At 70.7% G+C, this 12,135-nt stretch carries 9 protein-coding genes; 4 read left to right on the plus strand and 5 right to left on the minus strand.

Annotation, left to right across the window (positions count from 1 at the left end; all coding sequences use genetic code 11):
* Positions 1–52: 52 nt before the first annotated feature.
* The gene (locus FGM06_RS08695; protein ID WP_144798871.1) at positions 53–379 is read left to right on the plus strand and encodes a DUF5789 family protein; all 327 of its coding nucleotides are present in this window, start codon (positions 53–55) and stop codon (positions 377–379) included.
* Between the two features lie 4 nt (positions 380–383).
* Here the strand turns inward: FGM06_RS08695 and FGM06_RS08700 are convergent, their stop codons facing one another.
* From FGM06_RS08700 to FGM06_RS08710, 3 genes are all read right to left on the minus strand, one after another.
* A complete protein-coding gene (locus tag FGM06_RS08700; RefSeq protein WP_144798872.1) occupies positions 384–689 on the minus strand; it encodes a PRC-barrel domain-containing protein in 306 nt (101 codons plus the stop codon).
* Positions 690–810: 121 nt separating this feature from the next.
* Positions 811–3,045: an LUD domain-containing protein gene (locus tag FGM06_RS08705; protein ID WP_144798873.1), complete on the minus strand. Its 2,235-nt coding sequence runs from the start codon at positions 3,043–3,045 to the stop codon at positions 811–813.
* On the minus strand, positions 3,038–3,595 hold the full coding sequence (locus FGM06_RS08710) for an LUD domain-containing protein (protein WP_144798874.1): 558 nt from the start codon (positions 3,593–3,595) through the stop codon (positions 3,038–3,040). Before FGM06_RS08710 ends, FGM06_RS08705 begins: the two co-directional genes overlap by 8 nt.
* Before the next feature lie 174 nt (positions 3,596–3,769).
* Here FGM06_RS08710 and FGM06_RS08715 point away from each other — a divergent pair, with 174 nt between their 5' ends.
* Positions 3,770–6,841 (plus strand): FAD-binding and (Fe-S)-binding domain-containing protein, encoded by a 3,072-nt coding sequence (locus tag FGM06_RS08715; RefSeq protein ID WP_144798875.1) that lies wholly within the window; start codon positions 3,770–3,772, stop codon positions 6,839–6,841.
* Between the two features lie 25 nt (positions 6,842–6,866).
* On the opposite strand, the gene FGM06_RS08720 is transcribed toward FGM06_RS08715, so the two are convergent.
* Positions 6,867–7,898, minus strand: a complete 1,032-nt coding sequence (locus tag FGM06_RS08720; protein ID WP_144798876.1) for a DUF5787 family protein — start codon at positions 7,896–7,898, stop codon at positions 6,867–6,869.
* Between the two features lie 48 nt (positions 7,899–7,946).
* On the minus strand, positions 7,947–8,393 hold the full coding sequence (locus tag FGM06_RS08725; RefSeq protein WP_144798877.1) for a bis(5'-nucleosyl)-tetraphosphatase: 447 nt from the start codon (positions 8,391–8,393) through the stop codon (positions 7,947–7,949).
* Between the two features lie 142 nt (positions 8,394–8,535).
* On the opposite strand from FGM06_RS08725, the gene FGM06_RS08730 reads away from it, so the two are divergent.
* The gene (locus tag FGM06_RS08730) at positions 8,536–8,868 is read left to right on the plus strand and encodes an uS10/mL48 family ribosomal protein (RefSeq protein ID WP_123112142.1); all 333 of its coding nucleotides are present in this window, start codon (positions 8,536–8,538) and stop codon (positions 8,866–8,868) included.
* A 106-nt stretch (positions 8,869–8,974) separates the two neighbouring features.
* Positions 8,975–12,073, plus strand: a complete 3,099-nt coding sequence (locus FGM06_RS08735) for a DUF6360 family protein (protein ID WP_144798878.1) — start codon at positions 8,975–8,977, stop codon at positions 12,071–12,073.
* Positions 12,074–12,135: the final 62 nt, after the last annotated feature.

Here is a 12,135-nt window from a genome sequence, read left to right on the forward strand (position 1 = left end):
GGACGCGGCGCGAGCATGGGTTTAAAAAGGACCGAGCGAGTACTCACCGCCGATGGCAGCACGCCCACCCGGCGGCGGCGGTTCCTCCGAGCCCGACGCGATCGAGTTCGGCATCGCCGTGCTCGACGAGCGGGTCGAGGAGGCCGGCGTCTCGTTTCCCGCGACCGGCGAGGAGATCGTCGACGCGCTCGACGACGGCGCGATCCCGTACGACGCCAAGGGACGGACGATCCGCCTCTCCGAGGCGCTGGAACAGGTACCCCAGACCGAGTTCAAGAACGAGACCGAATTCCTCGACGCCCTCTACCCGGTGTTCGACCGCAAGCGCCGGGAGGGCGGCGGCTTCCTCACCAGCCTCCGCGACGCGCTCCCCTTTTGAATAGCTACGCGGACTGGCCGATCTCGACTTCCTCGTCCTCCTCGCTCCCGGTGTCGAGCCGTTCGATGACGTCGTTGATCAGCACGACGTCGCCGACGGCGCGGACCCATCGGTAGGGGACGATGACGCCCGTGTTCCCGTCGACGCGCCCGGCGAACAGCTCGTGATTGAGCTCCGCGAGCGCGAGCCCGGTCACCGACCGCGCGTCCAGATCGAGGCGCACGTCCTCGATCTCCCCGACGAAGACGCCGTTGTTCGAGTACACCTCACGACCGACGAGCGACGTGATCTCCTGTGGAGCCGCGTTCATATGAGATACGGTCACGAGCGCGCCTATTAAGCGTTCGTTGTCGAACGACGCCCGTCAGACGCGGGTCGGGCGTTCGCGAGGTCACCCTCCCCATCGCCGAGGCCACCCTCCCCGTCACGCCTCACTCCCGCGGCGCGACCAGCTCGACGGGATGCATCGGCGTGTCGCCGAGGAGCGCGTCGATCTGCTCGGTGCAGGAGGTGCCGGCGGCGACGACGGTGCGGTCGGTGTCGCCGAACTGCTCCCGTATCGGCTCGCCCACGTCCATGCTCAGCTCGTAGTAGTCGTGCTTGTAGCCGAACGAGCCGGCCATCCCGCAGCACTCGGTGTCGGAGACGCGCACGTCGTAGCCGAGCGCCTCCATCACGGCGGTCGCGTGCTCGCCGACGCCGATCGTCCGCGCCTGGCAGTGCGGGTGGTAAGCGACGCGCTTCCCGGCGGCCACCGGGCCGGTGCCCTCGGCCGGCGCGCGCAGATCGCTCGGGTCGGCGCCGTTCTCCAGCAGGCCGAAGACGTACTCCATCACGTCGTAGCTGGCCGCGGCGAGGCGCTCGTGGGAGGCCTCCGGGAGGAACTTCTCGTACTCGCTCCGGAACATCGCGAGGTCGCTCGGTTCGATCACGACCACGTCGCGGCCGGCGTCGACGTGGGTCGCGAGCCCGGCGTACACGTCCTCGGCGGCCGACTCCGCCGTCGCGATCATCCCCTGCGAGAGTGGCGGGCGGCCGCTCCCCGGCAGGTCCGGCACCCGCACGTGAACGTCGAGCGCCTCCAGCGCGCGGACGGCGGCCTTCCCGCGATCGACGTCGACGTAGTTCGTCGCCGTGTCGGCGTAGAGCACGGCCTCGCGCTCGGCCTCGTCGGCGGACACCCGGGAGCCGCCGCGGGCCTCGAACCAGTCCACGAGCGGCTCGCCAGCGAACTCGGGCAGGTCGCGACGGCGGTCGATCCCGGCGACCCGCTCGGCGAGCGCGCGGACCGGGCCCGCGTCCGAGAGCCGGTTCGCTATCGGCGCGGTCCGGCTCCCCCACTTCGCCAGCGTCTCGTAGTTGCCGACGATGCGGGTGGACAGATCGAGCCCGCCGGGCTCCTCGTCCGGGACGAGCTCCTCGAACATCCAGTCCGTCTGGCCGGGGTCGGCCTCGCCGCGGTTGATCCGGTCGCGGACCACCGTGTTGATCCACGGGATGTCGATCCCGACCGGACACGCCGGGACGCACCGCGAGCAGCCGGTACAGAGGTCGTTGAACTCGGCGGCGACGTCGAGCCCCTCGATGCCCGCCTCCCAGCCGGTCGCGATGCCGCCGGAGTACGTCTCGCCGCCGAACGCGTGGCCGCCGACGCTCTGGAAGTTGCCGCAGGCGTTCGAGCAGGCGGAACACCGGATGCAGTACAGCGTCTCCTTCAGCTGCTCGTCCTCGCGCATCTCCATCCGGCCGTTGTCGATGAGCACGAGGTGGAAGTCGCGGTCGTCGCCCGAGCCGTCGGCGAGGGGCCCGTCGTCGTGCTCGAAGTCGGGTACCGGCGAGCCGACGGGCGGGGTCAGCGTTGAGATGTACGAGGTCACGTCCTGTCCCGTCCCGGAGCGCCCGATCAGCTCGACGAAGGGGGAAAAGTCCTCGACGGTCGGGACGAGCTTCTCGACGCCCGCGACCGCGACGTGGGTGTCCGTCGCGGTCACCGTCTTCCGGGCGTTGCCCTCGCTGGTGACGAGCAGCATGGTGCCGGAGTCGGCCGCGACGAAGTTCGCCCCCGTCATCCCCACGTCGGCGTCCTCGATCAGCTCCCCGAGCCGCTCGCGGGCGAACATCGTGAGCTCCTCGGCGGTCTCCGGCGGGTCGTCGGGGTCGAACCGCTCCGCGAACAGCTCCGCGATCCCCTCGCGGGACTTGTGGATCGCCGGCGCGACGATGTGCGAGGGCGCCTCGTCGGCGACCTGGAGCACCCACTCGCCGAGGTCCGTCTCGACCACCTCCACGCCCTCGGCCTCCAGCGCCTCGTTCACCTCGATCTCCTCGCTCGTCATCGACTTCGATTTTACGAGGCGGTCGGCGTCGCGTTCCTCGGCGGTCAGCTCGGTGATGTACCGGTTCGCGTCGGCCGCGTCGTCCGCGACGTAGACGGTGCCGCCGTTCGCCTCGACCGTCCTCCTCACCTCCTCGATCAGCTCCGGGAGCCGAGCGATCGCGTCCTCCTTGATCCCGCGGGCCTCCGCCTTCAGCTCCTCGTAGTCGTCGAGCCGCCCCGTCGACTCGTACCGCCCCTGATTGAACCCACGCGTGTTCTCGGCGACCGCGTCGCCCTCGGTCGCCATCAGCTCGCGGATCCGGTCTCCCTTCGTCGCGTCGCTACTCATCGGCGCTCACCTCCGGGTCTGTGGCGTCGCTTTCGCCGCTCCCGTCCTCACCTGGCTCCCGCAACAGCACCACGTGCACCTCCTTCGGGCCGTGCGCACCGTGGACGAGCCCGCCCATGTCGGCGGTCGCGCTCGGCCCGGTCGCGAACACCACGTCGGTCGACTCGTCGCGCGCCCTCGGGCCCAGCCACTCGAACGCGTCGGGCATGTCCGGGACGAGGTCGGCCTCGCGGAGGACGACGACGTGGCGGTCGACGAAGAGGCTCACCGGCTCCGTGCCGGCGCCGTCAGCCTCGATCGCGACGCTCCCGTACTCGGCGACGCCGAGCTCCGCGTCCGTGACGCCGGTGTGGGCCGCGCGGAGCTCGGCCGTGGTCGGGTCCGTCTCGATGCGGTCCGGAAGGGAGCCGGCGTCGAGCGCGACGCCGACCGCCGGGTCGCCGGCGGCCTCGTCGATCAGTTCCGCGCACTCGCTCTCGGGCCCCTCGGTCACGGTCACGCCGAGGGAGTCGAGGCGACGCTTGAACGTCGAGCGGTCGGCGACTGACATACGTCACCATTCAAGGGGACATATATGGGTGTTGTGCCGGCTCCCGCGCGTCGGCGACGCCGCCCCTCGCCCCGTCGCCCTCCGCGGTCGGCGTTCGCGCTCTCGACCGGTTCGGATTCCCGAGTGCTCGGCGGGGTCAGGGGATTTTTCATAGTTCGACCGTGAGGGAATGCCATGGCAACTAACACGCCGGACCCGGACCCGCGGGACGGGGGGGACTTCGACTACACCGGGGGCGACACCGAGCGGCCGGAGCTCGTGGCCGCGCTCGAGCGCCGCGTCGACGGCGACGTGCGGTTCGACGACTACTCGAAGCGACTCTACGCGACCGACGCCTCGGCGTACGAGGTGACGCCCATCGGCGTCGTGATGCCGGAGTCGACCGCGGACGTGGCCGCGGTCCAAGAGTACTGCTTCGAGGAGGGGATCCCCGTGCTGCCGCGGGGCGGCGGTACGTCTCTCGCCGGGCAGACGGTGAACGAGGCGGTCGTCCTCGATCTGACCGACTCGATGGACGGGATCGTCTCGACCGACCCGGACGCGGCGACTGCTCGGGTCGAGGCCGGCGCCTACGTCGGCGACCTCAACGCGGCGGTCGAGCCCCACGGACTGAAGTTCGCCCCCGACCCGGCGTGGCGCGACAAGTCCGCGGTCGGCGGCGCCATCGGCAACAACTCCACCGGCTCGCACTCGCTGAAGTACGGGAAGACGGACCACTACGTCGAGGAGGCGGAGGTCGTGCTCGCGGACGGGACGGTGACGACGTTCGGCGAGGTCGCCGTCGACGAGCTCCGCGAGTCGGCCGACCCCGACGCCGACGAGTTGCTCCCGCGGATCCACGCCGAGGTCGTCCGGATCCTCGACGAGGAGGCCGACGAGATCGACGAGCGCTACCCGGAGATGAAGCGGAACGTCTCCGGCTACAACCTCGACCGGCTGCTCGCCGAGCACCGCGGCGAGTACGGCGAGGAAGGGGTGGTGAACCTCGCCCGGCTCATGGCCGGCAGCGAGGGGACGCTCGCGACGGTCACCGAGGCGACCGTCTCGCTCGTCGAGATCCCGCACACGAAGGCGGTCGCGCTGCTGACGTACGACGACCTCCTCGACGCGATGGAGGACGTGGCGCCGATCTTAGAGCACGACCCCGCCGCCGTCGAGGTGATGGACGACGTCCTCCTCGGGCTCGCCGCCGACACGCCGGAGTTCGCGGACGTCGTCGGCATGCTGCCCGAGGGGACGAACTCCGTCCTCCTCGTCGAGTTCTACGCCGAGGGCGACGCGGACGGGCGACAGAAGGTCGCCGACCTCGTCGCCGACCGGGTGGGCGCGACAGACGACCGGTCTCGCCCCGAGACGGAGGCGGACCCGAGCGAGGGCGCCGCCGACGTGACGAGCCAGCCGCGCCGCGCCGTCCACGCGATGGAGGCGCACGACCCCGAGAAGCGCGACCGGTTCTGGAAGATGCGCAAGGCCGGGCTCCCGATCCTGCTTTCGCGGACCACCGACGAGAAGCACATCTCCTTCATCGAGGACTGCGCGATCCCGCCGGAGCACCTCCCCGAGTACACCCGCGAGTTCCAGCAGATCCTCGAAGACAACGGCACGTTCGCGACGTTCTACGCGCACGCCGGTCCCGGCGTGCTCCACATCCGGCCGCTGATCAACACGAAAGAGGTCGACGACGTCGAGGCGATGGTCGACATCGCCGACCGCGTCACCGACGCCGTGGTCCGGCTCGGCGGGTCGGTGTCGGGCGAGCACGGGGACGGCCACGCCCGGACCCAGTGGAACCGGAAGCTGTACGGCGACGAGCTCTGGGACTCCTTCCGGGACCTGAAGACCGCGTTCGACCCCGACTGGCTGCTCAACCCCGGCAACGTCTGCGGCGACCACGACATGAGCGAGCACCTCCGGTTCGACTCGGAGTACGAGTACGACGCCGGCTTCGACCCCGCGATGGAGTGGGCGATCGACAACGGGATGCAGGGGATGGTCGAGCTCTGTCACGGCTGCGGCGGCTGCCGGGGGCCGCAGGAGACCACCGGCAGCGTGATGTGTCCGACCTACCGCGCCTCCGAGGAGGAGATCCAGGCGACCCGCGGCCGGGCGAACATGCTCCGCGGCGCCATCTCGGGGGAGCTTCCCGACGACCCAACCGACGACGAGTTCGTCACGGAGGTGATGGACCTCTGTGTCGGCTGTAAGGGCTGTAAGGTGGACTGCCCGAGCGGCGTCGACATGGCGAAGCTGAAGGCCGAGGTCGAACACGCCCATCACGAGGAGCACGGGGTCGACCTCCGGACCCGTCTGCTCGGGAACTTCGAGTCGCTCGCGCCGCTCGGCTCGAAGCTCGCGCCGCTCTCGAACCTCCCGGGGAAGCTCCCCGGCGCCGGTCTCGTCATGGAGAAGGCGCTCGGAATCGCGAGCGAGCGCGACCTCCCGACCTTCCGCTCGGAGAGCCTGACCGACTGGTTCGAGGCCCGCGGCGGCGCCGGCGTCCCCCGCGCCGAGGCCGACCGCGAGGTCCTCCTGTTCCCCGACGTGTACACCACCTACACGAACCCCGGCGCCGGGAAGGCCGCGGTCCGGGTGTTAGAGGCCGCGAACTGCCACGTCGAGATCCCCGACGTCGACGGGAGCGGCCGCCCGCCCCACTCGAAGGGGATGCTCGACGAGTCGCGCGCGGCGGCGAGAGACGCCGTGGAAACGCTCGCGCCCGACGTCCGAGACGGCCGCGACGTGGTCGTCGTCGAGCCGACCGACGCCGTGATGCTCCAGAGCGACTACCACGACCTGCTCGACGGCGACGCCAGCGACGTGCCCGACGACGACGTCGCGGCGGTCTCCGGGAACACCTACGGGATCATGGAGTACGTCGACGCCCACCGGCTCGACGAGACGCTCGCCCTCGACGCCCCCACGGAGTCGCTCACCTACCACGGTCACTGCCACCAGAAGGCGACGAAGAAGGACCACCACGCGGTCGGGGTGCTCCGCCGCGCCGGCTACGGCGTCGACCCGCTCGACTCCTCCTGTTGCGGGATGGCGGGCTCGTTCGGCTACGAGGCCGAGCACTACTCGATGAGCAAGGCGATCGGCCGGATCCTCTTCGATCAGGTCGAGGAGAGCGACGGCGACGCGGTCGTCGCCCCGGGCGCCTCCTGCCGGACGCAGCTGAAGGACCGCGACGGCGACGCGTCGGAGCCGCCGCACCCGGTGGAGAAGCTCGCTGCCGCGCTGGCGTAAGCGGTCGGTCGCGCGGGGGGGACCGTCAGTCGTCGCGACCCGACTCGACCCGATCGCGCTCGCGGTCCCGCCGCCGCTCTAACACCCGCCCGACCCCCTTTCCGGGACCGCCCTCGATCGGCCAGCCCTTCGTGCGCCACTGCGGCGGTTCGGGCGAAAAAGATGGGCAGGAGCCGGAACACTCCCGCGCGGTGGGGACCTTTTCCTTGGCCACGCAGTACGGGACGAGCGCGCACCCCTCGCGACGCAGTTCGAAGTGGCGACAGTCGGGTCGCATCGTGTCGCGGAAGGAGCGCCACCCCTTCCCGTAGGCGCGCTCGGCGATCTCCAAGCGGAGCGTCTCCGTTTCGGGGTCGCGCGACTCGGCGCGCCCGGCCGGGTCGTCGCCGCCGGGAGACCCGCCGGGCGAGAGGTCGCTCGGGTGCCACGCCACGCTCGCCGCGTCGGCGCGGACGCCCTCGGAGAAGTCGGTCGCGAGGATCCCGGCCTCGACCGGCATCTCGCGGAGGAGCGCGGGCTCGACGCGCTCGCCCGTCGTCTCGGTCGCGAGCCACGCCTCGTCGGCGAGGCCGGTCTCGACGTCGTGGGACAGCTGCTCGGCGAGCCGGTCGGCCGCGGAGCGGTCCAGGTCCGGCTTGTTCTCGACCGCGACGACCCGCTCGACCCAGTCCGGGTACGGTCGCACTCGGCGGAGCTGGATCCGGTTGTTCCGTCGGCGCTTCTCGATCAGGTCCCGACCCGCGGCGCGGTGGACGGCCTGCCGGACGTAGCGCCACGGGTAGCCGGGATGGGGGAGCGCGTCGCGGTACCACGACCACTCCGCGGGCGCGTGCCGAACGACGTGGAGGAGGTCGGAGTCGATGGCCCGTTCGCCGAAGGCGCGCCGAGCCGCGAACGCCGCGGGGTCGACCTCGATCACGACCGTGTCCCAGCGGCGCTCCTGCGTGCCGAGCTGGCGGGCGACGAGCGCGGGGCGCGGGCCGTCGCTCGGATGCCACGCCAGCTCGGCGTACCGACAGACGAGGAGCTCGTAGCCGAATTCGGTGTCCGGAGTCACGGCTGCGATAGCGCGGGACCGGTTAAAAACGAACCGCCGGGCGACGTTTTAAACGTAGTCGCCGCTCTCCTCGTCCTTCCGCTCGTCGAGGTAGTCGTGGGCGTCCTCGAGGATATCGCGGGGCCCGTTCTGGGTGATCGTGTTGAGCGCCTGGTCGTAGTCGCGCCACTGCAGGTCGCGGTGCTCGTTCGAGATCTCGGCGCTCGCCTCGAACGAGCGCGCGATGAACAGGTGCACCGTCTTGTGGATGGTGTCGCCGTTCGCCTCGAACACGTAGTCGTACTCCTTGCGGAAGCCGTCGATCAGCCGGAAATCCTCGATTCCGGCCTCCTCCGACACCTCCCTGATCGCCGTTTGCTGGAGCTCCTCGTCCCCCTCGACCCCGCCTTTGGGGAACTCCCAGTCCCCCGGTCGGCTCTTCAGGAGCAGGTACTCCCGTTCGCCGCGGGTGTCGCGGAAGAGGATGGCTCCGGCACTGGTCGCTTCGACCGTCATTGTCGTTAGGTAAGCGAGCACCCTTAAAGAGCGTGTCGGACTTCGGAACGGTGTAGCGGGCGGTGGGACCGCCGATCGGGCGGGCCTCGCGGGTAGATGCGTTTTTACCCCTCGGCCGACGATGGGCGGACGACCCCCAGCCATGACCTTCGTCACGAAACTCTCCTTCGCCTCCGGCGACCGCGACGTCCTCGCCGAGACGGTCCAGGAGCTCAAGTCGACGCTCGAACGAAAGGGCGCGGAGTGTAAGGGCCCGCACGCCGCGCCCGCCGAGACCGTCCGCGTACCCCTTTATAAACAGCTCCGCGCGGGCGACGAGTTCTCGCCGTGGAGCTACTCCGTCTACAAGCGCTCGATGGAGATCCACGGCGCCGACGACATCGCTCGCGAGGTCGTCGGCCGCGACTTCCCCGACTCGATCCACGTCGAGGTCGAGGTCGACCAGAAGAAGCCGCTCGGCCACCGCCGGGACTGACTTTTCGCGGCGTCGACCGATCTGAAACGGGAGGGCCGTTCGCGACGCGACGCCTCTCGACATAACTGTAGATATCTATATATACGTATCTGGCATATTACTGTCAATGATACTTTCTCGGAAATATGAATATCTCTGGTTCGTTTCGGTGGTAGCCGCGCTCGTCGGGGTCGTCGCTGTGGGGCTCTGGCGACATCCGATCGGCTGGGCGCTCCTCTCGGGCGGCGTGACCGTGCTGACCGTCGCCGCGCTCGCGGACGCGTGGCGGTTGACGCGCTCCCGCGCCGCCCGCCCCGTCGGCGGCGCAGCGGCGATCCTGTTCGGAACCGCCGCGCTCGTCGTCGCGCTTCTGTTGGCCGGCGAGGTCGTCGTCGACCTCCCGACGTCGGTTCGCGTCGTCTCGCTGACGGCCGGCGTACAGGCGTTCTTCGTCGCGATCGACGTTCGTATATCGGGGGCCTCCCGTAGCGAACGGGTCGCCGTCCCGTTCAGCGGCCACCTCGCGGTGTTGCTCGGGTCGGCGCTGGTGTTGGAGTCCGGACTTTTCGCTCCGCGGGCGGCGCTGCTGGCGTACGCCAGCGGTTTCGGTGCGCTGGCGATACACGTGTTCTGGATGCGCCAACGGGCGCTCGGCGTGGCCCCGCCGCGGCCACACAGCCATCCGCGATACTGGGAGACCGCGCTACTAACGGCGATCGGCGGCGGCGCGCTCGCGGCGGTGGTCGTCGCGTTTACCGCGGAACCCGACCCGATAGTGTCCGCGCCGTGGGCGGCGCGTCCGGCGGCGGTCGTCGCCGGCATCGGGCTCGTGGTCGGGCTCGCGGCGCAGGCGCCCGCGCCCCGCCTCCCCGAACTGCCGGCGGCGCTGATCGGCGTGAGCGCGACCGCGATCCAACACGCGTTCGCAACGGTCGTGGCGTTTAACACGTTGGTCCTCGCGCTGCTTCTGGCCGACCTCCGAACGTTTCTGCCGCTTCTCGGCGGGTACCTCGCGCTGCTGACCGTCGGCGTCGCCTTCGAGTACGTGATGGTCCTCAAGGCCCGACAGCGGCTCCGTCGCGACCGGATCGACCTGGATCCGCTCGGCCCGGACGCCCCCGTAACCGTCGTGGTGTCCGCGGCCAACGAGGGGTCGGTGTTGCCCGAGAGCCTCTCGCATAATCTGGATGCCCTCCCAGGGCTCCGGTTTCTGCTGTTGCCGGCGGCGAAGTCGTCAGACGACACCGTGGCGGTCGCCCTCGAGTTCCGAGAGATGTACCCCGATCGGGTCCGAGTGATGGAGGGCGTCACGGGCTCGAAGGCGGGCGACCTCAACGCCGCGTGGGAGCTCGTCGAGACGCCGTTCGCCCTGCTGCTCGACGCAGACGAGACCGTCGACGCCGACTTCGTCTCCCGGGGGCTGGCGCGGCTGGAGGCGAACCCGGAGGTCGGCGTGGTTCAGGGCCGGAAGGCCGCGAAATACCCGGAACAGAGCGCGCTGTCGCGATTCGTCAGCGCGGACCGGCAACACAGCACGTGGATCGAACACGCCTTCATGGACGAGGTGTTCGGCGCCGCCCACTTCGCCGGATCGGCCGCGATCTTCAGGCGCGAGGTGCCGCCGGCGGTCGGCGGCTGGTCGCCGTACCGACTCACGGAGGACATCGACCTGACGCTCCGGCTGCTCGTCGAGACCGACTGGCGGGTGGCCTACGATCCGGAGATGATCGCACGCGAGTTCAACCCGGCCACCGTCTCCGCGCTGATCCGCCAGCGCGTTCGCTGGGCGCGGGGGTGGGCGCAGGTGACGGCGAACCACGGTGGCAGCGTGGTGCGGTCGTGGCGCTCGCTCGGGATCAAGCGCACGGTCGGCATCTGCTGGCTGCTGTTCGCCTCGGTCAGCGCGCCCTTCTACACGGTGTTCCCGGCGCTGTTGCTCCTGTCGCTCGTCGGCTTCGCGGGGCCGATACCGGGCGCGGTGGCGATCGGGCTGGCGTTGCTGCTGTTACCCGCACGGGGGATCGCCATCGGCTACGCGACGACGCGGGACCCCGACGTCGAACTCCCCGGGGGGATCGGCCGGCGGGTGCGGATGCTCGGTCACGCGTACCTCTGGATCCCGGTCGGCTGGGTGATCCAGATACACGCGCTGTACCTCCAACTCGCCGGTGCCCCGGGAGTCTGGCACGTGACGCCGAAGCGAGGCGACAGCGCGGCGATACGGCGACCGGCGGTGCGTGGCCCCCGATCGCCGGCGGGCGCGACCACCCTGCGTGAGGGCGAGTCCGACGAGGAGCCGTGGACCCGGGCTCGGTTCGAGGTGTACACCGACCGGGCGGGCGAGGCTCGCTTCCGGCTCCGACACGAGAACGGCAACGTCCTCGCCGACGGCGGGGAGGGATACGCCTCCCGCCGGGGCGTCCGGCGGGCGATAACCGCGCTCCGGGAGCTGGTCGGCCCCGCGGTGTACCTCCGGTGTGACCCGGCCGGTTTCGAGGTGTACCGCGACGAGGGAGAGGCCTGGCGGTGGCGGCTAGTGGGACCGAACGGCCGTGCGCTCGCCGAGTCGCCGACGGGGTACTCCGGCCGTTCGGGGGCGACGAAGGGGGCCGAGCGCGCGCGAGACGGCCTCGCAGACGACGAAACGGAACCGGAGGTGACGTGGGACGGCGAGGAATCGTACCGGTGGCGGCTCCGCGCGGGAAACGGTCGCCCCGTCGCGCGGAGCGCTCGGTCGTTCGGCGGGGAGCGAGCGGCCCGCGACTCGCTCGACCGCGCTCGGGAGTACGCCCCGGGCGCCGACCTCCTCGACATCGGCCGCGCGGCGTTCGAGCTGTACGCGGACCGAGCCGGGAAACACCGGTTCCGGCTTCGACACCGCAACGGCAACATCCTGCTCGATTCCGGCCAGGGGTACGCGACGCGGCGTGGAGTCCGCGACGCCGTCGAGCGGATCCGACGCTACGCCCCGATCGCACCCGTCGAGCTGCTCGACGGACGGGGACCGGAATCGAGCGACGAGGACGGACCGGGGACCGGACGCGGACGGGAGAGCGACGCGGACGACCCCGACCGCGTCGAGCTGCAGTTCGAGCTGGACGGCGTCGACCTCGACCGGCTCCCGCTCCACGCCAACCGCGTGGACCTCACGCCGGAACAGGCCCGCGCGGTCGCAAGCGAACTGGTCCGTGAGGCCGACCGGATCGAGGGCGAGGGCGACGGCTGACTGACGCCCCGGAGGGCGGGACTCGACCGCGGCCGCGACGGCCGAAGGCGACCGCTTCCGCC

It is taken from the genome of Halorubrum depositum (genome assembly GCF_007671725.1).
Lineage (GTDB): Archaea > Halobacteriota > Halobacteria > Halobacteriales > Haloferacaceae > Halorubrum > Halorubrum depositum.

Bases quoted from the DNA above. Each gene is read 5' to 3' on its own strand.
- FGM06_RS08700 (WP_144798872.1), bottom strand. From the start codon at position 689: ATGAACGCGGCTCCACAGGAGATCACGTCGCTCGTCGGTCGTGAGGTG.
- FGM06_RS08705 (WP_144798873.1), bottom strand. From the start codon at position 3,045: ATGAGTAGCGACGCGACGAAGGGAGACCGGATCCGCGAGCTGATGGCG.
- FGM06_RS08730 (WP_123112142.1), top strand. From the start codon at position 8,536: ATGACCTTCGTCACGAAACTCTCCTTCGCCTCCGGCGACCGCGACGTC.
- FGM06_RS08715 (WP_144798875.1), top strand. From the start codon at position 3,770: ATGGCAACTAACACGCCGGACCCGGACCCGCGGGACGGGGGGGACTTC.
- FGM06_RS08735 (WP_144798878.1), top strand. From the start codon at position 8,975: ATGATACTTTCTCGGAAATATGAATATCTCTGGTTCGTTTCGGTGGTA.
- FGM06_RS08695 (WP_144798871.1), top strand. From the start codon at position 53: ATGGCAGCACGCCCACCCGGCGGCGGCGGTTCCTCCGAGCCCGACGCG.
- FGM06_RS08725 (WP_144798877.1), bottom strand. From the start codon at position 8,393: ATGACGGTCGAAGCGACCAGTGCCGGAGCCATCCTCTTCCGCGACACC.
- FGM06_RS08710 (WP_144798874.1), bottom strand. From the start codon at position 3,595: ATGTCAGTCGCCGACCGCTCGACGTTCAAGCGTCGCCTCGACTCCCTC.